Source organism: Enterobacter cloacae complex sp. CDL013 (assembly GCF_049238805.1).
Taxonomy (GTDB): Bacteria; Pseudomonadota; Gammaproteobacteria; order Enterobacterales; family Enterobacteriaceae; genus Enterobacter; species Enterobacter hormaechei_C.
Map to the genome: position 1 here is coordinate 343,418 of NZ_JBMKGT010000003.1, position 25,730 is coordinate 369,147.

Below are 25,730 nucleotides of genomic sequence, written 5' to 3' on the forward strand. Positions count from 1 at the left end.
GAGTTTTAAGACGCATGTCTTCCCGCAATAATCCGGCGCGTGTCGCCATCGTGATGGGGTCCAAAAGCGACTGGGCTACCATGCAGTTCGCCGCCGAAATCTTTGAAATCCTGAATGTTCCGCACCACGTCGAAGTGGTTTCCGCGCACCGTACGCCGGATAAACTGTTCAGCTTCGCCGAAAGCGCCGAAGAGAACGGTTACGAGGTGATCATTGCCGGTGCGGGCGGCGCAGCACATCTGCCGGGCATGATTGCCGCCAAAACGCTGGTGCCGGTACTGGGTGTTCCTGTGCAAAGCGCCGCGTTAAGCGGGGTTGATAGCCTTTACTCTATCGTCCAGATGCCGCGCGGTATTCCTGTCGGTACGCTGGCGATTGGTAAAGCGGGTGCGGCAAATGCCGCCCTGCTGGCCGCGCAGATCCTGGCGACGCATGATAAAGAGTTACATCAGCGTCTGGCGGAGTGGCGTAAAGCCCAGACCGACGAGGTGCTGGATAACCCGGATCCGCGGGGTGCAGCATGAAGCAGGTTTGCGTTCTTGGTAATGGTCAGCTTGGCCGGATGCTGCGTCAGGCCGGTGAGCCGCTGGGTATTGCCGTCTGGCCCGTCGGGCTGGATGCCGAGCCGGAAGCCGTGCCGTTCCACCAGAGCGTGATCACCGCCGAAATTGAACGCTGGCCGGAAACCGCCCTGACCCGCGAGCTGGCGCGCCATAACGCCTTTGTAAACCGCGACGTGTTTCCGATCATTGCCGACCGCCTGACGCAAAAGCAGCTGTTCGACAAGCTCGGCCTCGCGACCGCGCCGTGGCAGCTGCTTTCCGATAAGCGCGAGTGGGATGACGTTTTTGCGATGCTGGGAGACCTGGCGATTGTGAAGCGTCGCGTCGGCGGCTACGACGGCCGCGGGCAGTGGCGCCTGCGCGCGAACGACACCGCCGAGCTGCCGGATGACTGCTACGGCGAGTGCATCGTTGAGCAGGGCATTAACTTTAGCGGTGAAGTGTCGCTGGTTGGCGCGCGCGGGCATGACGGGCACACCGTTTTTTACCCGCTAACGCATAACCTGCATCAGGACGGGATTCTGCGCACCAGCGTCGCCTTCCCGCAGGCCAATGCTGACCAGCAGGCGCAGGCGGAAGAAATGCTCTCTGCCATCATGCATGAGCTGGGCTATGTGGGCGTAATGGCGATGGAGTGTTTCGTCACGCCGTCGGGTCTGCTGATCAACGAACTTGCGCCGCGCGTGCACAACAGCGGTCACTGGACGCAAAACGGCGCCTCCATCAGCCAGTTCGAGCTGCACCTGCGCGCCATCACTGACCTGCCGCTGCCGCAGCCGGTGGTGACCAGCCCGTCGGTGATGATCAACCTGATCGGCACCGATCTGAACTACAACTGGCTGAAGCTGCCGCTGGTGCACCTGCACTGGTACGACAAAGAGGTACGTCCGGGGCGTAAGGTCGGCCACCTGAACCTGAACGATACTGACACGGACCGCCTGAGCGCTACGCTGGAAGCGATTGTTCCCCTGCTGCCGCCAGAATACGCGAGCGGCATTGTCTGGGCGCAGTCAAAACTGAAGTAAGTATCCCCCGCCGGGGAGTTGACCTTCCCCTTCCCCGGCGTACAATTCCCGCCCATTGCTGCTCAGTTTTCTTCTGGAATCACCATGAACGATGGAACGGACTATCGCGCGATCCTCGCGTCCGATACCCCTTTAATCGACGTTCGCGCGCCGATCGAATTTGCCCAGGGTGCGATGCCCGCCGCACTCAACCTGCCCTTAATGAACGACGACGAGCGTGCCGCCGTCGGCACCTGCTATAAACGCCAGGGTCCGGACGCCGCGCTGGCGCTCGGCCATAGCCTGGTCAACGGCGAGACGCGAGAGGCGCGCATCAACGCCTGGCGGGAAGCCAGCCTGGCCCATCCTGAGGGCTACCTTTGCTGCGCGCGCGGTGGCCAGCGCTCACACATCTCCCAGGCCTGGCTGAAAGAGGCGGGAATCGATTATCCGCTGATCCGCGGCGGCTATAAGGCCCTGCGTCAGACGGCGATTCAGGTGACCATTGAGCAGTCACAAAAACCGATGGTGCTTATCGGCGGCTGTACCGGAAACGGTAAAACGCTGCTGGTTAAGCAGCATGCGCAGGGCATCGATCTGGAAGGGCTGGCGCACCATCGCGGCTCATCATTTGGTCGCACGCTCACCCCGCAGCTTTCCCAGGCCAGTTTTGAAAATCACCTTGCCGTCGAACTGCTAAAAAAAGACGCCGCGCGCTGGGTGCTGGAAGATGAAGGCCGGATGATTGGCTCTAACCACCTGCCGGAATGCCTGCGCGACCGCATGGTTGACGCCCCTGTCGTTGTCGTCGAAGACCCCTTTGAAGTCCGCCTGGAGCGCCTGCGCGAAGAGTATTTCGACCATATGTGGGCCGATTTTTCTGCTGCCTACGGCGAGAAAGCGGGCTGGAAAGCGTATAGCGAATATCTGCATCACGGCCTGTACGCCATTCGTCGCCGTCTGGGGCTGCAACGCTTCGCGGAATTTACCGCCCTGCTGGATGCCGCGCTTGTCGAGCAACAGCGTACTGGCAGCACTGACGCGCACTTCAGCTGGCTTGTGCCGCTGCTGAAGGATTATTACGACCCGATGTACGGCTATCAGCTGGAGAAAAAGGCGGAGAAGATTGTGTATCGCGGGACGTACGAAGAAATTGCTGAGTGGCTCGATCGCTGAAAAATAAAGCCGGGTGGCGAGGTAAAAGCAAAACGGCAACCTGGGTTGCCGTTTTTAATGTTTTTTCCCTCTGCCCGTGGGAGAGGGTCAGGGTGAGGGCATCAGGCCGCACCCTACATGACAACTTAGAAGTCGTAACGCAGACGCACCAGGTTCATGTCGCCCAGGTTGTCGGTGCTGGAGGTGAACACGTGTTCGTAATCCACGCGGAAACCGTAATCCAGCTGGAAGCTGATACCCACACCGTTGTCGATGCGCTGGTAGTTACGGCCATTCACGTACTCGATACGGTCGCCCATGAAGTACGGCTGGATGGATTTCACCGCATACTGACCAACAGGGAACTTGTAACCCGCAAAGTATTCAATACCCCATGCATCACCGGCGAAGTAGTCGTTAACGGACACTTTTTTGGTGGTCAGGAAGTTTTGATACCAGCCGCCGCCTGCGGAGAAGGTCCAGTTATCCGGCGTCCAGCTCAGGGCGGTACCAAGGATGTTCTGGTCGTAGGATTTGCTGTCGCCGTTGTCCGGGTTACGCATGTCCGCGCGGGTGTAGTTCCACGCTGCGCCCCAGGTCAGATCGGTGGTCAGGTGATAATCGATACCCAGTGAACCGCCGCCTTTACGCTTGTAGCGCAGGCCGTTGCCCGGCAGGTATTCGCTGTCTTCAAACAGGTAAGAGGCGTAGATGTCAGCATCGCCCACGGTTTTCTTGTACTTCAGCATCTGGCGTGAACGGTAAGAGCCGTCGTAGTCGCCATTAATCCCGTTACCTGGCGCCTGACCAATCATGTCGTAGTCCCAGATATCGGTTTTTGCGCCCACCACGTCATAGTACACGCTGTTCTGCTGGCCGAAGGTCAGCGTACCCCAGGTGTCGCTCTTCAGACCGGTGTAGAGCATACGGCGTGAAGTATCGTGCGCGCCGTCGGCGTAGTGGTTATCCCAGTTAAACTGCGCCGGAATGTTCACACCCAGCTCGTAGTAAGTGATCCAGCTGATGTCATCGAACAGGTAGTAGTCTGCCGCGAAACGGAAGCGGGTACCGCCGTCAAAGCCGTTGCGCTTGTAGCCGTTTTTGCCGTCATCGCCGGTCATGTTCTGGAACTGAGGACGAATACTACCGCCAACGGTGAAGTTCAGGCGGCTCAGCGGGTTACCCGCCTGCGGATCCTGTTTCAGAAGAGTGATTTCCGCCTGGGATGCGAAAGAAGCCAATGCCACTGCTGCGCCGATCGTTGTCGCCAGCGCTGTTTTTCTTATAGTCATTCTTTTTCCTTGATAGACACGCTACTAAATATTTAGCTGGTGAATATTAACCGGAAAAATTCGGGCTGTGTGGGCGGGTTTTTAATGTTTTGTGCTGCTAAATGCAGGGACATTAACGATTTGTGCCGTTAAGCAATGACGCACCAGCAGAAATGCCGGTGCGTCATCATCACGTCAGTAAACTAGCTGACAAACTGGCGGAATAGCGCTTTACCTTTCAACAGCCGGGATCCGAGCCAGCCGCCGCACAGGGACAGCAGCACGGCGCCGCAGACGGGCAGCGTGAGCCACAGCCGCCAGTCGGGCTCCCACGGGAAGTCGAAGACTTTGCTCTGGAGTACCGCCAGCGCCGTTTCCGCCCCGATGGCCGCCACCAGGCCCGCCACCAGCCCGAGCAGGGCAAATTCGCTCCACAGCGTGGCGCGCAGCAGCCGTTTACTGGCCCCCAGCGTGCGGTAGACAACCAGCTCCTGATGACGCTGACGCATGCCGACCTGCACCTGCGCCAGCAGCAGCAATATGCCACAGATCGTCACCAGCACCACCATCACCTCCAGCGCGCGGCTTACCTGCTCCAGCACCTGCCCGACCTGTTTAAGGATCGCGCCAATATCCAGCAGGCTCACCGTCGGAAATTCCCGGTTAAGCTGCGTCAGCATGCCGTTGCCGTTTTCCCAGCGGAAGCTGGTGAGCCAGCTCTGGGGCTGTCCGTCCAGCGCACCCGGCGGGAAGATGAAGAAGAAGTTTGGCCGCAGGCTTTCCCAGTCCACTTTACGCAGGCTGGTAACTTTGGCGGTGAAATCCTGGGTATCACCGGTGAAGGTCACGCTGTCGCCGAGGTTCACGTTCAGGCGTGTCGCCAGCCCCTCCTCCATCGACACTTCCCCCGCTTTCGGCGGCCAGGTGCCAGCAACGATCGGGTTATGGTCCGGACGTTTCGCCTGCCAGGTCAGGTTGAGTTCGCGGTTGAGCGATTCATCCTTATTTCCCTCCGTCGACTGGCCGTTGATCTGCGTCAGTCGGGCGCGCACGATCGGATAGAACGACTCGGGAATAATGTGATGCTCGGACAGGAAGCCCTTCAGCGGCGTCACCTGCTCGGGCGCGATGTTGATCAGGAAATAGTTCGGGCTTTCTGGCGGAAGCTGCTGCTGCCAGCGATCCAGCAGATCCCCGCGCAGCACCAGCAGAAGCGCCAGCAGCATAAACGACAGCGAAAATGCCGAGAGCTGGCTGAGGGTAGACCACGGCTGGTGCAGCAGTCGGTTAACCGCTAACCGTATGGGAAGTGATTTAACTGTCAGCTTTCTCAGCACATTAAGCAGTATCCAGCCCACTACGCCGCACAGCAGCGCCAGCACCACCGCGCCCGCCAGCACCGCCCACAGCAGCGTACTGCCGCCCATCAGCCAGGCCAGCAGCCCGACCGCCACCGCAATAATCACCGGCAGGTAGAACTTCAGCGGCCAAACGCTGGCCACCACATCGCGGCGCAGCACGCGCAGCGGCTGGGTGGCGAGTAGCAGCCGGTACGGGCGTAACCCCACCAGCAGGGAGATCGTCGTCATCGCGCCGATTGCCCACAGCCACGGCCAGAGGCTGGCAGGCGGTAATGCGGCGGGCAGTACCGGTTTGAGCAGCACCATCAGAAGCTTTTCAAACAGCAGCCCTATCGCCCCGCCGGTCAGAGCCGACAGCGCCAGCACCATCAGCCACTGGCCGACAATCAGCTTGCGCAGTTGCGCGCGGCCCGCGCCGAGGGTTTTGAGGATCGCCACCAGATCGTAACGGCTGCGGCAGTAGTGCCCCATCGCCACGGCAACCGCCGCAATGGCAAGCAGCAGGGTTAACAGCGCCGACAGCAGCAGGAACTGCTGAGAACGCTCAAGAGATTTGCCGAGCGCCCCGTCATCCTGCTCCAGTCCGTACCAGCGGTGTTCCGGCTTGAGCTGCGGCAGGAGCCATTTTTCGTACGCCTCCAGCTGAGCTGGCGTTCCGCCAAACTTATACCGCCAGGTGACACGGCTTCCCGGCTGGACGGCGTGGGTTTTCGCCACATCCGCGGTGTTCATCAGCAGGCGCGGCGCAAGCTGGAACGGATTAAATCCGGAGTCGGGCTCCTGCACCACTTCCCCGGCAATTTTGAGTGTCGCGTCGCCGACGTCGATACTGTCGCCGGGCTTCAGGTTCAGCAGCGCCATCAGTCGCGATGCCAGCAGGACCGTACCGGCCGTCGGTTTTAGCCCCGGCGGGCTGGTTTGTAAGTCACCGTACATCGGGTAGATGTCATCCACGGCTTTTACGCTGGCAAGCTGCGGCGTGTCGCCCGCAAAGGTCATGGTCTGAAAGGTGATCTGCTCCCCTACTTTCAGCCCCTCTTTGCGCGCTTCCTCAATCCAGCCCGGCGGCACGGGGCGAGAACTTTGCAGAGCCCGGTCCCCGGCCATAAATTCCCGACTCTGCTGGCTAAGCCCTTTCTCCATACGATCGCTGACGCTACCGAGCGCCAGCACGCAGGCCACCGCCAGGCTCAACGCCAGCCAGACAATCAGCAGCGAGGGCGAGCGCCACTCGCGCCAGAACCAGCGGGCAATCATGCTTCCTCCTGAAGAATACCGTTCACCAGCCGCAGGCGGCGGTCGCAGCGGGCGGCCAGCTGCGGGTCGTGGGTAACCAGAATCAGCGTGGTGCCGTGCTCGCGGTTGAGGGAAAACAGCAGATCGGCAATTCTGTCCCCGGTTTTACGGTCGAGATTGCCCGTTGGCTCATCGGCAAACAGCACTTCCGGGCGCCCGTTAAACGCCCTGGCCAGCGCCACGCGCTGCTGCTCACCGCCGGAAAGCTGTGCCGGAAGGTGGTCGAGACGTTTTCCCAGCCCCAGCTGTTCCAGCAACGCCTTCGCGTGATCGCGGCTTTCACGGGTATTTTCACCGCGCAGCAGGCCAGGTAGCTCAACGTTTTCCAGCGCGTTCAGCGTCGGGATCAGCATGAATGACTGAAAGACAAACCCGATATGCCGGGCTCGCAGCGCGGCGCGGGCCTCTTCATCAAGCGCGTGGAGGGGCTGGCTGACCAGGTTCACTTCCCCACTGCTGCCATCGTCCAGACCGGCGAGAATGGCCAGCAGCGTGGACTTACCGGAACCGGATTCACCAATCAGGGCGATGGTTTCGGCACGTTTGACAACGAGTTCAACTCCGGTGAGGATGGAAAGCTCGTGTTCCCCCTGACCGACGGACTTCTTAAGACGATGAACTTCAACAATGTTTTCCGCTGGCATTTGCCCTTCCTGTTTTTGATGCTGATGACCTTCCGCGCGGCGGCTGCGGACACGTTATTGATTCTGGGCGACAGCCTGAGCGCGGGCTATCGTATGGCCGCCAGTGCGGCCTGGCCCGCCCTGCTCAATGATAAATGGCAGTCCCGGGCCTCTGTCGTGAACGGCAGCATCAGCGGCGATACGTCGCAGCAAGGCTTATCGCGCCTGCCTGCCCTGCTTAAGCAGCATCAACCGCGTTGGGTGCTGGTCGAACTGGGCGGTAATGATGGTTTGCGCGGCTTCCAGCCTCAGCAAACGGAGCAAACGCTGCGGACCATTTTGCAGACCATTAAGGCCGCCAATGCCCAGCCGCTGCTGATGCAAATTCGCCTGCCCGCTAACTACGGCCGTCGGTATAATGAGGCGTTTAGCGCGATCTATCCTAAGCTTGCCAAAGAGTTTGATATTCCGCTGCTGCCATTTTTCATGGAAGAGGTCTATCTGAAACCCCAGTGGATGCAGGATGATGGCATTCACCCCAATCGCGATGCCCAGCCGTTTATTGCCGACTGGATGGCAACCCGGCTGGCTCCTTTAGTAAAACATGACTCGTCAAACAGCTGAGAACCTGACAGGTAAAGTTATGCAAAAATCGGTCTTAATAACAGGATGTTCCAGCGGAATTGGCCTTGAAAGCGCCCTTGAACTGAAACGTCAGGGGTTTTGGGTGCTGGCAGCCTGCCGCAAACCCGAGGATGTCGAACGCATGCGAGGGCTGGGATTTACCGGCATTCTGCTGGATCTCGATTCGCCAGAGAGCGTAGAGCAGGCCGCCGATGAGGTTATCGCCCTGACCAACAACCGTCTTTACGGTCTGTTCAACAATGCGGGCTACGGCGTGTACGGCCCGCTACAGACTCTCTCACGGGAACAGCTGGAGCAGCAGTTCTCCGCAAACTTTTTCGGGGCGCATCAGCTTACCATGCGCCTTCTCCCGGCCATGCTGCCGCACGGCGAAGGGCGGATTGTCATGACCTCCTCGGTGATGGGCCTGATCTCCACGCCGGGCCGCGGGGCTTACGCTGCCAGTAAATATGCGCTTGAAGCCTGGTCCGATGCGTTGCGCATGGAGCTGCGCCACAGCGGTATTAAGGTCAGCCTGATTGAACCCGGCCCGATCCGCACCCGCTTTACGGAAAACGTTAACCAGACGCAGGCGGACAAACCGGTCGAAAATCCCGGCATCGCGGCGCGTTTTACGCTTGGGCCAGAAGCCGTCGTTGCCAAAGTGCGCCACGCGTTTGAGAGCGATACCCCTAAAATGCGCTATCCGGTCACGCTGGTGACCCATGCCGTCGGCTGGTTGAAACGCCTGCTGCCGGGGCGGATGATGGACAAAATTTTGCAGGGTTGAGTTGAAGCGACCACGCTTACCCCCATGTAAAGAGTAAACCGATAAAAGAGAATGCCGCATGTCCGTACAGAATATCGTCAACATAACTGAAGCTAACCTGCAACAGACGCTCGAACAGTCAATGACTAAACCGGTGCTGTTCTACTTCTGGTCTGAACGCAGCCAACACTGCCTGCAACTGACGCCGGTCCTGGAAAGCCTTGCCGCGCAGTACAATGGTCAGTTCATTCTGGCGAAGCTGGATTGTGACGCCGAACCGATGGTGGCTTCCCAGTTTGGCCTGCGTGCGATCCCAACCGTCTACCTGTTCCAGAACGGTAAGCCGGTGGATGGCTTCCAGGGGCCGCAGCCCGAAGAGGCGATCCGCGCCCTGCTGGATAAAGTCCTGCCGCGCGAAGAAGAGCTGAAAGCGCAGGAAGCCATGGCGCTAATGCAGGAAGGCAAGTACGACGAGGCGCTGCCGCTGTTAAAAGACGCCTGGCAGCTGTCGAACCAGAACAGCCAGATTGGTCTGCTGCTGGCAGAGACCCAGATTGCACTGCACCGCCCTGAAGACGCGGAAGCCGTGCTGAAAACGGTGCCGATGCAGGATCAGGATACCCGTTATCAGGGTCTGGTGGCGCAGATTGACCTGCTGAAACAGGCGGCGGATACCCCTGAAATTCAACAGCTTCAGCAGCAGGTTGCGGACAACCCGCAGGATGCCGCGCTGGCAAGCCAGCTGGCGCTTCAGCTTCATCAGGTGGGGCGTAACGAAGAGGCGCTGGAGCTGCTGTTTAGCCATCTTCAGAAGGACCTGGGCGCCGCAGACGGACAGGCTCGGAAGATGTTCCAGGAGATCCTGGCCGCGCTGGGTACCGGTGACGCGCTGGCGTCGAAATATCGTCGTCAGCTGTACGCGTTGCTCTACTAGCAAAAAAATGCCCGGTGGCGCTAACGCTTACCGGGCCTACAAAAGCAGATATTACCCCGTCTTTTTCAACTGCGTCACCACCAGCTGGTGGCGAGCGTTGTAAAACTTCCGATAGGTCAGGTAGCAGGCAATGATGGTGGACAGGCTCGCCGTAGAGAGCAGCATAAACGTCACCATAATCTGGTATTTAATGGCTTTTACCGGATCGATACCGGCAAAAATCAGCCCCGACATCATGCCCGGCAGGCTCACCAGACCCACCGTTTTGGCGGAATCCACCGTTGGGATTAGCGAAGAGCGAATGCTGTCGCGGATCAACCTCGCCGAGGCCACCTTCGGCGTCGCGCCAAGGCTTAGCTTCTCCTGAAGCTGCTGCTGTTCACTGCTGAACCGTTGCCCCAGATTGTTGTAGCACAACCCGACCGCCACCATCGCATTGCCCGCAATCATCCCGGAAATGGGGATCACCTGCATCGGCGTAAATTCTATCGAGCCGGAAAGCACCAGCACAGCCAGCGTTAACGCGGTCCCGGTAGTGATGGCGATCAACGACGAAATGAACGCTTTATCGATGTATTTACTGCGTTTCTGCGCGTTCCATGCCGCGTTAAAGCAGATAAACAGCACCATCAACAGGGTCAGCACGGCATGATTGACGTTGAAGATGTATTTCAGCACATAGCCGACGATGATGAGCTGAATGACCGCGCGGGCGATACTCCAAAGAATATCTTTTTCCAGCCCCAGCTTTTCCCGGTAGCTGACCACAATCGCCACCAGCACCAGGACCATTGACAGCGCCAGCGATTCGTTAGTTATGTTATGTTCACCCACGGTGAGCCTCCTCCATTTTCCCGCCCTGCGGCCTGAGCGTGATGACATCATCCGCATGGGTAATTTCATTTGAATCATGCGTCACCCACAGCACGGCAATATTCTGCTCCCGGGCGTAGCGATGGATAATGTCATTGACGTTGCGCTTGTTAGCGTCATCCAGCGCGCTGGTGATTTCGTCCAGCAACAGCGCCTTCGGCAAGAATTGCAGGTTACGGATCAGCGAGACGCGCTGCTTTTCCCCGCCCGACAGTTCGGCGATCGATTTGGTCAGCGTCTCCGGCGAAAGCCCGAACCGGGTCAGATCGTCGGTAAACTTTTTCGGATCAGGCGTTTGGTTGCGGATGTGCCAGGGGAAAACCAGATTGTCGTACACCGTGTCGCCAAACAGGGACGGCGTTTGCACGCAGTATGACACCTGCTGGCGATAGCTTTCCGGTGAAAGCGTGGCGATATCTTTTCCTGCAAACAGGATGGTTCCCTCCGTTGGGCTCAGTAGCGAAGCCACGATTTTCAGGAGGGTGCTTTTGCCGCAGCCGGAGGGACCGGTTATCAGTTTAAATTCGCCCGGAGAGAGACAAAAATCGACGTGCTGAAGGATGGTGTTATCACCCACACGAAAGCCAACATCCCTGATATCCAGAAGATTTTTTTTATTATTCATTCCGATTCCATTAACCGCTGTGATAAGAAGAGCCTTAAGCATAATCCTTTCCGCTACGCAGCGCGAATAGCCTTAACCTATAGCAAGTGTTAAACTTTTTGCCTGTTTATTGTCACCTCTATCACTACAGGAAGTCAGCAACATGACACATATCTTTTATGAGTTCTCCTCCCTGAAGCCTGGTGTTCCTGATGTGGAAACATTAATGGAAGTCATCAATTCTTCTGAACTCACGCGTTTTGTCATGGGGGCAGAGGTGGTCGATTTTGTTAAGAAGGCGCTCATCGTTAACACCACAATCGGTAGCTTTAAAAACTGCTATTTTGCTTTCGATGATGGGGCTTACTTTCTCGAGTTTGACGGCAAGGGTAAATCCAGACGCTTTACTGAGGTGCCTGACTGGTTCGTTTCCCCTGCGGAATTTGCCCGCTCGCAATGGCTGATTAACCATGACCTGGCCGATGTGAAGGCGACGGCGTTTATTGACGTGCTGATGTCCTACCCGCTTAAAGAACGCCGGGCGCACTGCAATCTGCTGTTTGGTCTGGATCTGCATAAGGTCAATGTGGTTCCGGCACCTACAGCCCCTGCCGGAAAAATGGGCAATAAAAACGGAAAAACTACCAAGCCTCGCGTTACGGATCTCGGCTCTTTTGAGCTTTTTACCGCGTTCTTTGCGCGTATGAAAACCGCCGTCAATGCTAATGAATTCCCTACCCTACAGGTGCTGACCGGCCAGGAGGATCTTACAAAAGCGCCGCACAACTTAAAGCAAGGGATCAGAACCTGGTTTAAAGCGATTACTGGCGATCTGCCGCCGAACAACAAACGTGTCGGAGCGGGCAATGCGGTGCTGTTCTGCGCTCCCGTTCGCGAGCAGATCCAGCAGATAGAGGCCATCGGCCTGGAAAAATACTATCAGGGATTATCAAAAGCCATCGCTGACGCCGGGGATGGGTTTATCACTGACTTCAGCTATACCTGGTCTGAAAAGTAACGCTTTGCGCCCCGCATCCCGAACGGGGCGTTTTATTTCTGCCAGTCCGGTTCCCACCTCTTTACAGGGGCGAAATCCTGTTCGTTAGCCGATATACTTACGTTCAACAAATACGCAGTTTTTCTCGTTACGGCATGCAAAACAGGAGGTTTTTATGCTCATCGTTGTTCCCGTCCTTATTTTCGTTGCGCTGGTTATCGTGGGCGCAGGCGTCAAAATTGTCCCGCAGGGTTACCAGTGGACCGTCGAACGCTTCGGTCGCTACACCAATACCCTTCAGCCGGGTTTAAGCCTGATCGTCCCGTTCATGGACAGAATTGGGCGCAAGATCAACATGATGGAGCAGGTGCTGGATATCCCTTCTCAGGAAGTCATCTCCAAGGATAACGCCAACGTCACCATCGATGCGGTGTGCTTTATTCAGGTGATTGATGCGCCAAAAGCGGCCTATGAGGTGAGCAACCTGGAGCTGGCGATCGTCAACCTGACCATGACCAACATCCGTACCGTGCTTGGCTCGATGGAGCTGGATGAAATGCTCTCCCAGCGCGACAGCATTAATACCCGCCTGCTGCACATTGTGGATGAAGCCACCAATCCGTGGGGGATCAAAGTGACACGCATTGAGATCCGCGACGTGCGCCCACCGGCAGAGCTGATAGCTTCCATGAACGCGCAGATGAAGGCCGAGCGTACCAAGCGTGCCTATATTCTTGAAGCCGAAGGGGTGCGTCAGGCTGAAATCCTGAAAGCGGAAGGGGAAAAACAGTCGCAGATCCTGAAAGCCGAGGGCGACCGTCAGTCTGCCTTCCTCCAGGCGGAAGCGCGTGAACGTTCGGCAGAAGCGGAAGCCCGCGCGACGCAAATGGTCTCCGAGGCGATTGCCGCCGGGGATATCCAGGCCGTGAACTACTTCGTCGCACAAAAATATACCGATGCGCTGAAGGAGATCGGCTCCGCGAACAACAGCAAAGTGGTGATGATGCCGCTGGATGCCAGCAGCCTGATGGGGTCTATCGCCGGAATTGCCGAACTGATCAAAGACGGCGGAAACGAGCGTAAAAAATGATTGAGCTCATCGTTGCACATCCTCATGCGTTCTGGCTAAGCCTTGGCGGACTGCTGCTGGCCGCCGAGATGCTTGGCGGCAACGGTTATCTGCTGTGGAGCGGGGTTGCCGCGGTGATTACCGGGCTGGTCGTCTGGCTGCTGCCTGTCGGCTGGGAGTGGCAGGGCGCGCTGTTTGCCGTGCTGACGCTGCTGGCCGCCTGGCTGTGGTGGCGCTGGCTGAACAAACGGGTGAAGGCGCAGAAGCCGGTCGACGCGCATCTCAACCAGCGTGGGCAGCAGATAGTGGGTAAACGCTTTACGCTTGATAACACGCTAATAAACGGACGCGGTCATATGCGCGTGGGGGACAGTTCGTGGCCGGTGGTGGCCGATGATGACCTCAGCGCCGGCACGCGGGTTGAGGTCATCGCGGTGGAAGGTATTACCCTGCGGGTTAAAGCCTGTTAGGCGTGGGTTTTACGGTGGCAGCAGCCGGAAAGATTGTCGATAATCGGGCACTCGGCGCTGTCATCTCCCGGGCAGGATTCTGCCAGCTGTAACAGTTGGTCACGCATCGCCTGTAATTCGATGATATGGCGTTCGATCTCCGCCACTTTTTCCAGCGTACGTTTTTTCACGTCGGCACTGTGGCGTTTCGGATCGTTAAACAGGTTAACCAGCTCGCCGCACTCTTCAAGGTTAAATCCTACCTGTCTTGCCTGGCGCAGTAACGTCAGTTCATCAAGATGCAGCTGCGTATAGCTGCGGTAGCCGTTCTCACTGCGCAACGGTGGCGTCACCAGCCCTTTTTCCTCATAAAAGCGAATCGCTTTGCTGGTTAAGCCGGTTTTTTTCGCAACATCGCTGATATTCACATTTCCCCCTTGACCTTCCCCTTGATGGAAGGTTTAACCTTCATAACAGTTAGCGAAAAGCAGAGTGAAGGTCAACAATTGACCAGAACATTATACGGGAGTTTTGTTATGTCTCACACTATTGACCTGACACTGGACGGCCTCTCCTGCGGCCACTGTGTCAAACGCGTTAAAGAAAGCCTGGAGCAGCGTCCTGACGTGGAAAGCGCTGAGGTGACTATCGATCATGCCGCCGTGACCGGCAGCGCCAGCGCCGACGCGCTGATTGATACCATTAAACAGGCCGGTTACGGGGCGGAGTTAAGCCACCCAAAGGCTAAACCGCTGGCAGAGTCATCATCCCCGTCGGAAGCACTGACAGCGGCCACTCCTGAGCTTCCGGTAGCTGATGACATTGATGACAGCCAACAACTGCTGATCAATGGCATGAGCTGCGCCAGCTGCGTTTCCCGGGTACAAAACGCCTTACAGGCGGTACCGGGTGTAGCACAGGCACGGGTAAACCTGGCGGAGCGTACTGCGCTGGTGATGGGCAGCGCCTCCGCCGCAGAGTTAGTGCAGGCCGTGGAGAAAGCGGGCTACGGGGCGGAGGCCATCGAAGATGATGCCGAGCGCCGCGAGCGCCAGCAGGAAACGGCTGTCGCCACCATGAAGCGCTTCCGCTGGCAGGCGATTGTCGCCCTGCTGGTCGGTATTCCGGTGATGGTGTGGGGCATGATGGGTGACAACATGATGGTCACCGCTGACAACCGCACCCTGTGGCTGGTGATTGGTCTGATTACCCTTGCGGTGATGGTGTTTGCAGGCGGGCATTTCTATACCAGCGCCTGGAAGAGCCTGAAAAACCGCACCGCGACGATGGATACCCTGGTCGCCCTCGGGACCGGCGCGGCGTGGCTCTATTCGATGAGCGTTAACGTCTGGCCGCAGTGGTTCCCGATGGAGGCGCGCCATCTCTATTATGAAGCGAGTGCGATGATTATCGGTCTGATTAACTTAGGCCATATGCTCGAAGCCCGCGCGCGTCAGCGCTCGTCGAAAGCGCTGGAAAGATTACTCGATTTAACCCCGCCGACGGCCCGCGTGGTCACGGACGAGGGGGAAAAAAGCGTTCCATTGGCCGAGGTTCAGCCCGGCATGACGCTGCGTCTGACCACGGGAGACCGCGTTCCCGTTGACGGTAAGATAAGCCAGGGCGAAGCCTGGCTGGATGAAGCGATGCTGACCGGGGAGCCTATTCCCCAGCAGAAATCCGATGGCGACGCCGTGCATGCCGGTACGGTCGTGCAGGACGGCAGCGTGCTGTTCCGCGCCAGCGCGGTCGGGAGCCATACCACGCTGTCACGCATCATTCGCATGGTCCGCCAGGCGCAGAGCAGTAAGCCGGAGATTGGTCAGCTTGCCGATAAAATCTCCGCCATTTTTGTGCCGGTGGTCGTCGGTATTGCCCTGCTGAGCGCGGCAATCTGGTATTTCTTCGGCCCGGCGCCGCAGATTGTCTACACCCTGGTGATCGCCACCACGGTACTGATCATCGCCTGCCCTTGTGCCCTTGGCCTGGCCACGCCGATGTCGATTATCTCTGGCGTCGGACGCGCCGCCGAATTTGGCGTACTGGTCCGTGATGCTGACGCCCTGCAACGGGCAAGCACGCTGGACACCCTTGTTTTTGATAAAACCGGCACGCTCACCGAGGGCAAACCGCAGGTGGTGGCCGTCAGTACCGTTGGCTGTACGGAGACGGATGCCCTGCGCCTGGCCGCCGCGCTGGAACAAGGCTCCAGCCACCCGCTGGCGCGCGCCATCCTGGAGAAAGCCGGTGATGCTCGTCTGCCGCAGGTAAGTAACTTCCGCACCCTGCGCGGTTTAGGGGTCAGCGGTGAAGCCGAAGGCCATACGCTGCTGCTGGGAAACCAGGCACTGCTGACTGAACACGGCGTTGATACGTCCGCGCTGGACGCTGAGCTGAACGCGCAGGCCTCTCAGGGCGCGACGCCGGTTCTGCTGGCGAGGGATGGTCAGGTGGCGGCGCTGCTGGCCGTGCGCGATCCGTTACGCCAGGACAGCGTAGATGCCTTACAGCGCCTGCACCGCGCGGGCTATCGTCTGGTGATGCTGACCGGGGACAACCCGACCACCGCTAACGCCATCGCCAAAGAAGCCGGTATTGATGAGGTGATCGCGGGCGTGCTGCCGGACGGCAAAGCGGACGCCATCAAGAACCTGCAAAGTCAGGGTCGCCAGGTGGCGATGGTGGGCGACGGCATCAACGACGCCCCGGCGCTGGCGCAGGCTGACGTAGGTATTGCGATGGGCGGCGGGAGCGATGTCGCCATTGAAACCGCGGCGATCACCCTGATGCGCCACAGCCTGATGGGCGTGGCGGACGCGCTGGCGATTTCGAAAGCCACGTTGCGCAACATGAAGCAGAACCTGCTGGGGGCGTTCGTCTATAACTCGCTCGGCATTCCGATTGCCGCCGGGATTTTGTGGCCGCTGACCGGTACCCTGCTGAACCCGGTTGTTGCGGGTGCGGCGATGGCGCTCTCGTCAATTACCGTGGTGAGCAACGCTAACCGTCTGCTGCGGTTTAAACCGAAAGATTGAACCTTGTACCCGTACGCGCTAGCATGAACCTTTCCGTTTATGGAGCGCGTATGGGTCTGTTTAATCGTATAAAAACATCGTTTCGCGCCCTTTTTCCCCGCCGTTATGCCTGGCCCGGTATGGATATTTCGCTTCCGGGCGGGCAGCATCTGCACCTGGTGGGAAGCATTCATATGGGCACGCAGGATATGTCCCCCCTGCCCTCCGGCCTGATTAAACTACTGAAGCGCGCCGACGCGCTGATCGTCGAAGCCGACATCTCCGGCCATGAATCGCCGTTTGCCGGGCTGGAAAGCGACCGCCCCCTGGCGGAACGTCTTAACGAGACGCAGCTGGCTGAGCTTACCCGTCTTGCGGATGAGACCGGCGTTTCGCTCTCTATGCTCGACACCCTGCCCCTGTGGCAAATTGCCATGGTGCTACAGGCAACCCAGGCGCAGCGCCTGGGGCTGCGCGGCGATTACGGTATCGATTATCAACTGCTGAATGCGGCAAGGGCGCGCAACCTGTCCATCATTGAACTGGAAGGCACGGACAGCCAGATTGCGCTCCTTCGCCAGCTTCCCGATGACGGCCTGATACTGCTGGATGATACCCTGACCCACTGGCACACCAACGCGCGTCTGCTGCAAACGATGATTGGCTGGTGGCTGGATGCGCCGCCCGCAGACGGTAAGCTGGCGTTACCGTCGACGTTCAGTGAATCGTTGTATGATGTGCTGATGAACGCGCGCAACCAGGCGTGGCGGGAGACGCTATATGCCCTGCCTGCCGGTCGTTATGTTGTCGCGGTTGGCGCGTTGCATTTGTACGGAGAAGGGAATTTGCCGTCGCTGCTGAAATAAAAAAATGGCCAATATTTCTATTGGCCCGTCAAAGAGGAATTTCATCGTTTTTATTATACCGAAGTGACCTTCGGCTACGCCGATTGTCGCTCAAAGTAACCATCACTGCCAATACTATTGCGCAAGATGGTGCTATTTTTTAGACAAACGTCAGGCGTATGCTGCTGGCATGAATCGTCTGTCGTAAGAAGGATAGCCATGACTCCCGCCGTTAAATTACTCGAAAAAAACAAAATTTCTTTCCGGATCCACACCTACGATCACGATCCGAACGAAACCAACTTTGGTGATGAAGTGGTGCGCAAGCTGGGGCTGAACGCGGACCAGGTCTACAAAACGCTGCTGGTCGCGGTGAACGGCGATATGAAGCACCTCGCCGTAGCAGTAACGCCCGTCGCCGGACAGCTTGATCTGAAGAAAGTGGCCAAAGCGCTGGGAGCGAAAAAGGTCGATATGGCAGACCCGATGGTTGCGCAACGCACAACGGGTTATCTGGTCGGCGGGATCAGCCCGCTCGGCCAGAAAAAGCGTCTGCCCACGCTGATCGATGCGCCTTCGCAAGAATTTGAAACGATCTATATTTCTGGCGGCAAACGCGGGCTGGATATCGAACTGTCCGCAGGCGATCTGGCGAAAATGCTGGACGCGAAATTTGCGGATATTGCGCGCCGGGATTGAGAAAATTGCCCGGTGGCGCTGCGAGGTAAAAGCAAAACGGTAACAGGCGTTACCGTTTTTTGTGTTCGCGCCCTCTCCCGGTGGGAGAGGGTTGGGGTGAGGGCATCAGGCCGCACAACACTACTGCCAGCTCACCTCACCTTTCGGCTCATACGCGTTCACGTCAATCGGTGAATTTTGCTGGATAAACTGCTTCAACACTTCCGCATCAATAAACCCGGTATTTACATAGCCCGGTTTGTTATCGATATGCGGATAGCCGTCGCCGCCGGTGGCGTTAAAGCTTAACGTTGCCAGGCGGTAGGTTTTCGCCGTATCAACCGGTTCGCCTTTGATTTTGAGATCGTTGAGCTTACCGTCCTTCGCGACGAAGCTGACGTTAGCAAACTGCGGATACGCCCCGGAATCTGGCTTCATCTGCGCCACGGCGGTCAGGTAGTCAATCACCTCCTTCCCGCTCATGTCCGCATAGACCACCACGTTGCCAAACGGCTGCACTTTGAGCACGTCTTTATAGGTGATGTCTCCGCCTTCGATGGAGTCACGAATACCGCCGCCGCTCATCACGGCGAAATCCGCATTCGTGCGCGCCATCTGCGCGGCCAGCACCAGACGCCCCATGTTGGTCTGCACGAAGCGGACTTTGCTGCGGTCCCCTTCCAGTCGTCCGTTAAGCGTGCCAATCTTCACGTCCAGCTGCGCTTTCCCTTTGCTCTGGAACGGCGTCAGCAGAGAGAGCATCTGCTGGTTTTCAGCGATCTCTGGCGTGTAGAGTACCCGCTCGCTTTTGCCGTCCGGGTAGGTCACTTTCTTCTTCAGGTTGACCGGGATGAGCTGATAGTGCACCAGCTTCATCTCGCCGTTACGGAATTCGAAATCCGCGCGGCCAACGTATTTACCCCACTCGTGGGCCTGTACAATCCAGATCCCGTTCTGACGATCAGGCGCGCACGGCGTGCCGGGCACATAATCTACCTGCTTTTTATTCTCAGAAGCCATGCAGACCGGATCCTGCGAATGACCGCCCACAATCATCGCCAGCGAGCCCGCTGGAAGGCTGCGCGCCATCTCCACGTCGCCCGGCGCGTTAGAGCCGTGCTGACCGTTATCGTAATGCCCCATGTGGGTGGTCGCGATAATCACATCCGGTTTTTCATTCTGCTGCAACTCCTGGATCACCAGCTTCGCTTCGTCCGCCGGTTTACGGAATTCGATGTCGGTGAAAAATTCAGGGTTGCCAATTTTGGCCGTATCGTCGGTGGTTAAGCCGATGACCGCGATCTTCAGATCCTGACGCTTGAACAGCGCCCACGGTTTAAACAAGCGCTCGCCGGTACTTTTCTGATAAATATTGGCGGAAAGGAACGGGAATTTGGACCACTTCTCCTGCTGGCGCAACACGCTCAGCGGATTATCAAACTCGTGGTTTCCGACCGCCATCGCGTCGTAACCAATTAAATTCATGCCGCGGAAATCAGGCTCGGCATCCTGCAAATCAGATTCCGGTACGCCGGTATTAATATCCCCGCCCGACAGCAACAGCACGCTGCCGCCCTGGGCCGCGACCTCTTTACGAATGCCGTCCACCAGCGTTTTTTGCGCCGCCAGGCCATATTCACCGTATTCGCTGCGCCAGAAATGGCCGTGATGATCGTTAGTATGCAGAATGGTAATTTTATAGGTTTTATCTTTTTCATACGCCTGCGCGGGCAGGCTTGTTAGCCCCCATGCGGCGATGAGCGCCAGCGCGACGCCACGCTTCATTAACTTCATCTTCTCTCTCCCTGACCCATAGACAAACGCAAAAATTACAGTGACTCACAAGAATAGACAAATAAGTTTTCAGAATTGCGACTTTCTTCAAATGTCACGGACGGGTATGTTAGTCGGATAATAATTACTCCCTGCATCTCTAATAACAAATCGACGTGGTATTTATGGCAATCAGTGAATCAACCCAGCCCGTCCAGGGCGCTCCGGCGTCGCCGCCGAAATCGCGCACTTCCTTTAAAGTATTAGGCGCAATCAGTCTCTCTCATCTGCTCAACGACATGATCCAGTCGCTGATTCTGGCGATCTACCCGCTGTTGCAGTCTGAGTTCTCATTAACCTTCGTGCAGATCGGGATGATCACCCTGACCTTCCAGCTGGCCTCTTCGCTGCTACAGCCGGTGGTGGGCTATTGGACGGACAAATACCCGATGCCATGGTCGCTGCCCATTGGGATGTGCTTCACCCTGAGCGGGCTGGTGCTGCTGGCCATGGCGGGCAGCTTTGAGGCGGTACTGGTTGCCGCGGCGCTGGTGGGAACCGGTTCATCGGTGTTCCATCCGGAATCGTCCCGCGTGGCGCGTATGGCCTCCGGCGGACGCCACGGGCTGGCGCAATCTCTGTTCCAGGTGGGGGGGAACTTTGGTAGCTCCCTCGGTCCCCTGCTGGCGGCGGTGATTATCGCGCCCTACGGTAAAGGCAACGTGGCGTGGTTTGTGCTGGCCGCGCTGCTGGCGATTGTCGTCCTGGCGCAAATCAGCCGCTGGTATGCCGCGCAGCATCGCGTAAATAAGGGAAAACCTGCCGCGAAGATAACCAACCCCCTTCCGCGCAATAAGGTGATCCTTGCCGTCAGCGTGCTGCTGGTGCTGATTTTCTCGAAATATTTTTATATGGCGAGCATCAGCAGCTATTACACCTTCTATCTGATGCAAAAATTCGGATTATCGGTACAAAACGCCCAGTTCCACCTCTTTGCTTTCCTGTTTGCGGTGGCGGCAGGCACGGTGATTGGCGGCCCTGTGGGGGATAAAATCGGACGTAAATATGTGATTTGGGGCTCTATCCTCGGCGTTGCACCGTTTACGCTTGTTTTACCCTACGCAACGCTGGAATGGACCGGAATATTGACGGTGATTATTGGTTTTATTCTCGCATCGGCATTTTCAGCCATCCTGGTCTACGCGCAGGAGCTGCTGCCGGGACGTATCGGTATGGTTTCCGGCCTCTTTTTCGGTTTTGCCTTTGGCATGGGCGGCCTTGGCGCAGCCGTTTTAGGGATGGTTGCCGACCACACCAGCATCTTCCTGGTCTATAAAATCTGCGCTTTCCTGCCACTTCTGGGGATGTTGACCATATTCCTGCCTGACAACCGTCATAAAGCGTAACTTCACGGCTGCCAAAGTTAAACTTTGGCAGCCGGATAACCTGATGCCATAAGGCTTTCCTCTCCCTCCCCTCAGCAAATTTATCAAAATCTGCCTTTTTTCATGCTTATTGCCTTTTTATTGTGTTTTCAACAATTATTCATAAACATAAGCGTAAAAATTGTCATAAACTATTAATCGGCTTTTTGGTATTTGCACCAAAAATGGATCACCCATCGCAAAAGGAGACGGAATGCACCACGCCACACCGCTTATCACCACCATTGTTGGTGGACTTGTGCTCGCTTTTATTCTCGGCATGATTGCCAATAAACTGCGTATTTCGCCCCTGGTAGGCTATTTGCTGGCGGGCGTGCTGGCAGGGCCCTTTACGCCGGGTTTTGTCGCAGATACCAAACTGGCGCCTGAGCTGGCGGAATTAGGCGTGATCCTGCTGATGTTTGGCGTCGGGCTGCATTTTTCCCTGAAGGATCTGATGGCGGTAAAGTCGATCGCCATACCGGGAGCGATCGCCCAGATAGGGGTGGCGACGCTGCTGGGCATGGCGCTTTCGGCGGTGCTGGGCTGGTCAATCATGACCGGTATCGTATTTGGGCTGTGTCTTTCAACCGCCAGTACCGTGGTGCTGCTGCGCGCGCTTGAAGAGAGGCAGCTGATAGACAGCCAGCGCGGGCAAATCGCGATAGGCTGGCTGATTGTTGAAGATCTGGTAATGGTGTTGACGCTGGTTCTGCTGCCCGCCGTCGCCGGGATGATGGAAAAAGAGAATATCGGCTTCGCCTCGCTGGCGCTGGATATGAGCATTACCATCGGTAAGGTTGTGGCGTTTATCGCCATCATGATGCTGGTGGGCCGCCGTCTGGTGCCGTGGATAATGTCCCGCAGCGCCGCCACGGGCTCGCGTGAACTGTTCACGCTTTCAGTCCTTGCGCTGGCGCTGGGCATTGCCTTTGGCGCCGTCGAGCTGTTTGACGTCTCCTTTGCGCTGGGCGCGTTCTTCGCCGGGATGGTGCTGAACGAGTCCGAGCTGAGCCACCGCGCCGCGCACGATACCCTGCCGCTACGTGATGCATTCGCGGTGCTGTTCTTCGTCTCCGTCGGGATGCTGTTCGACCCGTTGATCCTCATCCAGCAGCCGCTGGCCGTGCTGGGTACGCTGGCAATCATCATCTTTGGTAAGTCCGTTGCCGCCTTCTTCCTGGTGCGGATGTTCGGTCACTCGCCGCGCACGGCGCTGACCATCGCCGCCAGCCTGGCGCAGATTGGCGAGTTCGCCTTTATTCTTGCCGGTCTGGGGATGGCCCTGAACCTGCTGCCACAGGCGGGGCAAAATCTGGTGCTGGCGGGGGCGATCCTCTCCATCATGTTGAACCCGGTATTGTTTGCCCTGCTGGAGAAATATCTCGAGAAGACCGAAACCCTCGAAGAGCTGACGCTGGAAGAGGCGACAGAAGAAGAGAAACAGATCCCGGTGGATATCTGCAACCACGCGCTGCTGGTCGGTTTTGGCCGCGTCGGCAGCCTGCTGGGTGAAAAACTGATGGCTCAGGGCATTCCACTTGTAGTGATTGAAACGTCACGCACCCGCGTCGACGAACTTCGCGAGCGCGGCATCCGCGCGGTGCTGGGCAACGCGGCTAACGAAGAGATTATGAATCTGGCGCATCTGGACTGCGCTCGCTGGCTGCTGCTCACTATCCCGAACGGTTACGAGGCTGGTGAAATTGTCGCCACAGCCCGTGAAAAATGCCCGCATATCGAAATCATTGCCCGCGCCCATTATGATGACGAAGTGGAGTACATCACCGAGCGCGGCGCGAATCAGGTGGTGATGGGTGAGCGTGAGATTGCGAATACGATGCTGACAATGCTGACGAAACCGCCGGTTGAAGAGGCAGTAACGGGGTAAGTTTTGTGCTGCCTGATGCCCTCACCCTGACCCTCTCCCGCAGGGAGAGGGAACAAACACTAAAAACGGCAACCACAGGTTGCCGTTTTACTTTTACCTGTCCCAATAAGCCTCTTCGAGGCTGTCTTCCCGTTCCGGCAGCCCCCGCGTTAAGCGCGGAGAATGCTGGTTCAGCACCTGATAACTCACGCGGTTCGCGTACTTACACACCTGCGCCAGCGAGGAATAGGTCAGCCAGTCGAAGGTATGTTTGCTGGAATTCGGCACGTTGGTTTTGTGGTAGGCGTTGGCGGTAATGTCGTGCAGCAGCGCGGCCAGCGCGCCGTCGCCCGCGCCGTTAGTGTTCATGATCTTCTCAGGGCCACCCATATACGGTGCGATGTGAGAGAAGATACGCAGCGGGTTGATGCAGTCTTTATGACGCATAGCGCGGCTGAACTCATACTGGTTAAATTCGGCGATTGCGCCCGGCAGCAGCGGGTGCTGGGTTTTACGCTTGCTCTCTTCTTCCGTGAAGCCCGCCATGTACAGCCCGACCGGCCCGGCGGTGCAGAGCACCAGGTCCACCCAGTCCAGCGCCTTATCAGACGCCAGCAGCGGATCGCTTTCGCCGGTCAGCGCTTCGGCTTCTTCTTCATTCATCGCCAGAATCGAGACGTGTTCTTTCAGGAAGGCCTGCCACCACTCCGGGTTGTCGGCAATGACGAATTTGGTGCCCAGCGTCAGAACCACAGGCACGTTGTATTTCTTCGCGTACTCAATTGCCTTCATGGTTGCGTCCGGCATTGGTTCGCCCGGCTTGCAGCGCACCAGATAGGAGGTCAGTACCAGCGCAGACGCGCCCGCGATCACCTCTTCCGGGATACTTTCAGCGCGCAGCTTATTCATATGGCCGGGGCTGATGGCAAAGGTACGCTCGCCGGAATCGCTTATCAGCGTAAAGCAGCGGCCAATCGGCCCGTCAACGCCCTGTAAATAGTTCAGATCGGTGCGGCTGGAGGTATTGCACAGGTAGCGGTAGGCGTAGCCACCGATTTCGATATTGCTGCACATCACGCCAAGCAGCACTGAGCGGTCGTCTGCCAGTACGGAGTAGTTGTGCATGGTGTTGCCGATAGTGCCGCCGGCAAACTGGTGGGTGATAAGATTTTCGCGCACCAGCTCCTGATACAGCGCTTCAGCAACGTCATCCTCAATCACCAGCGAGTGCCCGGCGCTCAGACCGTAACGTGCGACAAACGCATCATCCACTTTGGCTTCAATGTCCACCAGCGTCTGATCGATACCGACCACCCAGGCAGCGCTGGTTTCGCTTTCCTGCTGAATTTGCTGTAACAGCGGATCGCGGGCATCGACGGGGAAATAGTGTTTGGACTTACGTTTACCGGGAAATTTCATGGTCTGAACTGTGCAAAGAATACGGGCCGGGAATGGTAGCACAAACCCGGCCCGTAACGCGATCAGCGGCGGGTGGTGACCAGTGACACCATCATGTCGATGTGTTCAGGGGAGTCGTTAAGCGCAGGAATATATTCGTATTTCGTTCCGCCCGCCTCCATAAAGAACTCTTTGTTCTGGACGGCAATTTCTTCCAGCGTTTCCAGACAGTCCGCCGAGAAGCCCGGCGACATCACCTGAATGTGCTTCACGCCCTTCTCGCCCAGCATTTTTAGCGTTTCATCAGTATACGGGGTCAGCCAAGGTTCACGGCCGAAGCGCGACTGGAAGGTCATCATCACCTTCTCAGGCGGCAGGCCGAGGGCGGAGACCAGCTCGCGGGTGGTATCGCGGCAACGCTGGGGGTAATCGTCCCCTTCGTTCGCGAAACGCTGCGGAATACCGTGATAGGAGAGCAGCAGCAGATCCGGCTCGCCGTGTTTTTCAAACGACGCGCGCACGCTGCTGGCAAGCGCCTGAATGTACAGCTCGTTATCGGCGTAGTCGCGGATAAAGGTGATACCCGGTATACGGCGGCGGGTCGCCAGAATGCGCCCCAGTTCGTCCCAGACGGCAGCTACCGTGGAGCACGAATACTGCGGATATAGAGCCAGCACCACAATGTGTTCAACGCCCTGCGCCAGCAGAGAGTCAACGGCGCTTTCCAGGGACGGCTTACCGTAGCTCATGCCGAGCGCAACGGGCATGTCCGGCAGGCGGGCGGCCAGCGCCTTCTCCTGACGACGGCTGTACACCATCAGCGGCGAGCCCTCTTCCATCCACACGGACTGATAGAGCTTTGCCACACGCGGGGAACGAATCGGCAGAATGACGCCACGCAGCAGTGGCCACCACAGCAGTCTTGGGGTATCCACGACGCGCGTGTCGCTTAAAAATTGTCGCAGGTAGCGTTTTACCGCCGCTGGAGTAGGTGCTTCTGGGGTGCCCAGATTGGCAAGCAGGATGCCGGTTTTCGCCTGACTCATTCACGCCTCTTAACCATTTGATAGGCTGTCAATTGTAGCGGAAATGCGTTTAAACGAAACCCATTGCTGCAATAGGTAAGATGAGAATTT

Annotated in this window: 23 protein-coding genes; 14 read left to right on the forward strand and 9 right to left on the reverse strand. The window is 57.5% G+C overall.

Annotation, left to right across the window (positions count from 1 at the left end; translation table 11 throughout):
- Positions 1-14 precede the first annotated feature (14 nt).
- The 3 genes from purE (at position 15) to mnmH (ending at position 2,743) form a co-directional block, all read left to right on the forward strand.
- On the forward strand, positions 15-524 hold the full coding sequence (gene purE / locus ACOTXD_RS07370) for a 5-(carboxyamino)imidazole ribonucleotide mutase (protein ID WP_003858921.1): 510 nt from the start codon (positions 15-17) through the stop codon (positions 522-524).
- Positions 521-1,588, forward strand: a complete 1,068-nt coding sequence (gene purK, locus ACOTXD_RS07375) for a 5-(carboxyamino)imidazole ribonucleotide synthase (protein WP_003858922.1) — start codon at positions 521-523, stop codon at positions 1,586-1,588. Before purE ends, purK begins: the two co-directional genes overlap by 4 nt.
- 84 nt (positions 1,589-1,672) lie before the next feature.
- Positions 1,673-2,743, forward strand: coding sequence for a tRNA 2-selenouridine(34) synthase MnmH (mnmH, locus tag ACOTXD_RS07380; RefSeq protein WP_022650516.1), 1,071 nt, complete (start codon positions 1,673-1,675; stop codon positions 2,741-2,743).
- A 125-nt stretch (positions 2,744-2,868) separates the two neighbouring features.
- Here mnmH and ACOTXD_RS07385 read toward each other — a convergent pair whose 3' ends face one another.
- The 3 genes from ACOTXD_RS07385 to ybbA all read right to left on the reverse strand — a co-directional run bounded on the left by ACOTXD_RS07385 (position 2,869) and on the right by ybbA (position 7,294).
- Positions 2,869-4,014, reverse strand: coding sequence for a porin (locus ACOTXD_RS07385; protein WP_022650515.1), 1,146 nt, complete (start codon positions 4,012-4,014; stop codon positions 2,869-2,871).
- Positions 4,015-4,196: 182 nt separating this feature from the next.
- Positions 4,197-6,611, reverse strand: coding sequence for a putative ABC transporter permease subunit YbbP (ybbP, locus tag ACOTXD_RS07390; protein ID WP_023315549.1), 2,415 nt, complete (start codon positions 6,609-6,611; stop codon positions 4,197-4,199).
- Complete coding sequence (gene ybbA / locus ACOTXD_RS07395) at positions 6,608-7,294, reverse strand: putative ABC transporter ATP-binding protein YbbA (protein ID WP_061855939.1); 687 nt, start codon at positions 7,292-7,294, stop codon at positions 6,608-6,610. Before ybbA ends, ybbP begins: the two co-directional genes overlap by 4 nt.
- On the opposite strand from ybbA, the gene tesA reads away from it, so the two are divergent.
- From tesA to ACOTXD_RS07410, 3 genes are read left to right on the forward strand one after another with little or no spacing between them, the layout of a single operon-like run.
- Positions 7,265-7,897 (forward strand): multifunctional acyl-CoA thioesterase I/protease I/lysophospholipase L1, encoded by a 633-nt coding sequence (gene tesA / locus ACOTXD_RS07400; protein WP_003858933.1) that lies wholly within the window; start codon positions 7,265-7,267, stop codon positions 7,895-7,897. The genes ybbA and tesA overlap by 30 nt on opposite strands.
- On the forward strand, positions 7,878-8,687 hold the full coding sequence (locus tag ACOTXD_RS07405; RefSeq protein WP_006809829.1) for an SDR family oxidoreductase: 810 nt from the start codon (positions 7,878-7,880) through the stop codon (positions 8,685-8,687). The genes tesA and ACOTXD_RS07405 overlap by 20 nt, the downstream gene beginning before the upstream one ends.
- A 58-nt stretch (positions 8,688-8,745) precedes the next feature.
- The gene (locus ACOTXD_RS07410) at positions 8,746-9,600 is read left to right on the forward strand and encodes a co-chaperone YbbN (protein ID WP_061855940.1); all 855 of its coding nucleotides are present in this window, start codon (positions 8,746-8,748) and stop codon (positions 9,598-9,600) included.
- Positions 9,601-9,651: 51 nt separating this feature from the next.
- Here the strand turns inward: ACOTXD_RS07410 and fetB are convergent, their stop codons facing one another.
- Both fetB and fetA read right to left on the reverse strand, forming a co-directional pair.
- Positions 9,652-10,434: an iron efflux ABC transporter permease subunit FetB gene (gene fetB, locus ACOTXD_RS07415; RefSeq protein ID WP_017383223.1), complete on the reverse strand. Its 783-nt coding sequence runs from the start codon at positions 10,432-10,434 to the stop codon at positions 9,652-9,654.
- Positions 10,427-11,098: an iron efflux ABC transporter ATP-binding subunit FetA gene (gene fetA / locus ACOTXD_RS07420; RefSeq protein ID WP_015571235.1), complete on the reverse strand. Its 672-nt coding sequence runs from the start codon at positions 11,096-11,098 to the stop codon at positions 10,427-10,429. Before fetA ends, fetB begins: the two co-directional genes overlap by 8 nt.
- A 142-nt stretch (positions 11,099-11,240) precedes the next feature.
- On the opposite strand from fetA, the gene ACOTXD_RS07425 reads away from it, so the two are divergent.
- From ACOTXD_RS07425 to ACOTXD_RS07435, 3 genes are all read left to right on the forward strand, one after another.
- Positions 11,241-12,095 carry a hypothetical protein gene (locus ACOTXD_RS07425; RefSeq protein WP_023324252.1) on the forward strand — a complete coding sequence of 285 codons (855 nt, stop codon included), beginning with the start codon at positions 11,241-11,243 and terminating at the stop codon, positions 12,093-12,095.
- 154 nt (positions 12,096-12,249) lie between these two features.
- Positions 12,250-13,164 carry an SPFH domain-containing protein gene (locus ACOTXD_RS07430; protein WP_003858941.1) on the forward strand — a complete coding sequence of 305 codons (915 nt, stop codon included), beginning with the start codon at positions 12,250-12,252 and terminating at the stop codon, positions 13,162-13,164.
- Positions 13,161-13,613, forward strand: a complete 453-nt coding sequence (locus ACOTXD_RS07435) for an NfeD family protein (RefSeq protein ID WP_022650512.1) — start codon at positions 13,161-13,163, stop codon at positions 13,611-13,613. Before ACOTXD_RS07430 ends, ACOTXD_RS07435 begins: the two co-directional genes overlap by 4 nt.
- Here the strand turns inward: ACOTXD_RS07435 and cueR are convergent.
- A complete protein-coding gene (cueR, locus tag ACOTXD_RS07440; protein WP_045330197.1) occupies positions 13,610-14,020 on the reverse strand; it encodes a Cu(I)-responsive transcriptional regulator in 411 nt (136 codons plus the stop codon). The two genes, ACOTXD_RS07435 and cueR, sit on opposite strands and share 4 nt — an antisense overlap.
- 108 nt (positions 14,021-14,128) lie before the next feature.
- On the opposite strand from cueR, the gene copA reads away from it, so the two are divergent.
- From copA to ybaK, 3 genes are all read left to right on the forward strand, one after another.
- A complete protein-coding gene (gene copA, locus ACOTXD_RS07445; protein WP_023315546.1) occupies positions 14,129-16,627 on the forward strand; it encodes a copper-exporting P-type ATPase CopA in 2,499 nt (832 codons plus the stop codon).
- A 50-nt stretch (positions 16,628-16,677) separates the two neighbouring features.
- Positions 16,678-17,472, forward strand: a complete 795-nt coding sequence (locus ACOTXD_RS07450) for a TraB/GumN family protein (protein ID WP_045330198.1) — start codon at positions 16,678-16,680, stop codon at positions 17,470-17,472.
- 198 nt (positions 17,473-17,670) lie between these two features.
- Positions 17,671-18,150 (forward strand): Cys-tRNA(Pro)/Cys-tRNA(Cys) deacylase YbaK, encoded by a 480-nt coding sequence (gene ybaK, locus ACOTXD_RS07455; protein WP_003858950.1) that lies wholly within the window; start codon positions 17,671-17,673, stop codon positions 18,148-18,150.
- Between the two features lie 120 nt (positions 18,151-18,270).
- On the opposite strand, the gene ushA is transcribed toward ybaK, so the two are convergent.
- Positions 18,271-19,923 (reverse strand): bifunctional UDP-sugar hydrolase/5'-nucleotidase UshA, encoded by a 1,653-nt coding sequence (gene ushA, locus ACOTXD_RS07460; RefSeq protein ID WP_022650509.1) that lies wholly within the window; start codon positions 19,921-19,923, stop codon positions 18,271-18,273.
- Between the two features lie 164 nt (positions 19,924-20,087).
- On the opposite strand from ushA, the gene ACOTXD_RS07465 reads away from it, so the two are divergent.
- Positions 20,088-21,308 (forward strand): MFS transporter, encoded by a 1,221-nt coding sequence (locus tag ACOTXD_RS07465; RefSeq protein WP_015571242.1) that lies wholly within the window; start codon positions 20,088-20,090, stop codon positions 21,306-21,308.
- A 232-nt stretch (positions 21,309-21,540) separates the two neighbouring features.
- The gene (gene ybaL / locus ACOTXD_RS07470) at positions 21,541-23,217 is read left to right on the forward strand and encodes a YbaL family putative K(+) efflux transporter (RefSeq protein WP_022650507.1); all 1,677 of its coding nucleotides are present in this window, start codon (positions 21,541-21,543) and stop codon (positions 23,215-23,217) included.
- 93 nt (positions 23,218-23,310) lie between these two features.
- Here the strand turns inward: ybaL and ACOTXD_RS07475 are convergent, their stop codons facing one another.
- Positions 23,311-24,615 carry an inosine/guanosine kinase gene (locus tag ACOTXD_RS07475; protein WP_022650506.1) on the reverse strand — a complete coding sequence of 435 codons (1,305 nt, stop codon included), beginning with the start codon at positions 24,613-24,615 and terminating at the stop codon, positions 23,311-23,313.
- 62 nt (positions 24,616-24,677) lie between these two features.
- The gene (hemH, locus tag ACOTXD_RS07480; RefSeq protein WP_003858963.1) at positions 24,678-25,640 is read right to left on the reverse strand and encodes a ferrochelatase; all 963 of its coding nucleotides are present in this window, start codon (positions 25,638-25,640) and stop codon (positions 24,678-24,680) included.
- Between the last annotated feature and the right edge of the window lie 90 nt (positions 25,641-25,730).

Coding starts and splice junctions, on each gene's coding strand:
- ACOTXD_RS07465 (WP_015571242.1), top strand. CDS start 20,088: ATGGCAATCAGTGAATCAACCCAGCCCGTCCAGGGCGCTCCGGCGTCG.
- ACOTXD_RS07450 (WP_045330198.1), top strand. CDS start 16,678: ATGGGTCTGTTTAATCGTATAAAAACATCGTTTCGCGCCCTTTTTCCC.
- ACOTXD_RS07385 (WP_022650515.1), bottom strand. CDS start 4,014: ATGACTATAAGAAAAACAGCGCTGGCGACAACGATCGGCGCAGCAGTG.
- ACOTXD_RS07475 (WP_022650506.1), bottom strand. CDS start 24,615: ATGAAATTTCCCGGTAAACGTAAGTCCAAACACTATTTCCCCGTCGAT.
- ybaL (WP_022650507.1), top strand. CDS start 21,541: ATGCACCACGCCACACCGCTTATCACCACCATTGTTGGTGGACTTGTG.
- ACOTXD_RS07425 (WP_023324252.1), top strand. CDS start 11,241: ATGACACATATCTTTTATGAGTTCTCCTCCCTGAAGCCTGGTGTTCCT.
- ybbA (WP_061855939.1), bottom strand. CDS start 7,294: ATGCCAGCGGAAAACATTGTTGAAGTTCATCGTCTTAAGAAGTCCGTC.
- ACOTXD_RS07410 (WP_061855940.1), top strand. CDS start 8,746: ATGTCCGTACAGAATATCGTCAACATAACTGAAGCTAACCTGCAACAG.
- fetA (WP_015571235.1), bottom strand. CDS start 11,098: ATGAATAATAAAAAAAATCTTCTGGATATCAGGGATGTTGGCTTTCGT.
- ACOTXD_RS07435 (WP_022650512.1), top strand. CDS start 13,161: ATGATTGAGCTCATCGTTGCACATCCTCATGCGTTCTGGCTAAGCCTT.
- ybbP (WP_023315549.1), bottom strand. CDS start 6,611: ATGATTGCCCGCTGGTTCTGGCGCGAGTGGCGCTCGCCCTCGCTGCTG.
- purK (WP_003858922.1), top strand. CDS start 521: ATGAAGCAGGTTTGCGTTCTTGGTAATGGTCAGCTTGGCCGGATGCTG.
- hemH (WP_003858963.1), bottom strand. CDS start 25,640: ATGAGTCAGGCGAAAACCGGCATCCTGCTTGCCAATCTGGGCACCCCA.
- ACOTXD_RS07430 (WP_003858941.1), top strand. CDS start 12,250: ATGCTCATCGTTGTTCCCGTCCTTATTTTCGTTGCGCTGGTTATCGTG.
- ushA (WP_022650509.1), bottom strand. CDS start 19,923: ATGAAGTTAATGAAGCGTGGCGTCGCGCTGGCGCTCATCGCCGCATGG.
- mnmH (WP_022650516.1), top strand. CDS start 1,673: ATGAACGATGGAACGGACTATCGCGCGATCCTCGCGTCCGATACCCCT.
- tesA (WP_003858933.1), top strand. CDS start 7,265: ATGAACTTCAACAATGTTTTCCGCTGGCATTTGCCCTTCCTGTTTTTG.
- purE (WP_003858921.1), top strand. CDS start 15: ATGTCTTCCCGCAATAATCCGGCGCGTGTCGCCATCGTGATGGGGTCC.
- ybaK (WP_003858950.1), top strand. CDS start 17,671: ATGACTCCCGCCGTTAAATTACTCGAAAAAAACAAAATTTCTTTCCGG.
- copA (WP_023315546.1), top strand. CDS start 14,129: ATGTCTCACACTATTGACCTGACACTGGACGGCCTCTCCTGCGGCCAC.
- ACOTXD_RS07405 (WP_006809829.1), top strand. CDS start 7,878: ATGACTCGTCAAACAGCTGAGAACCTGACAGGTAAAGTTATGCAAAAA.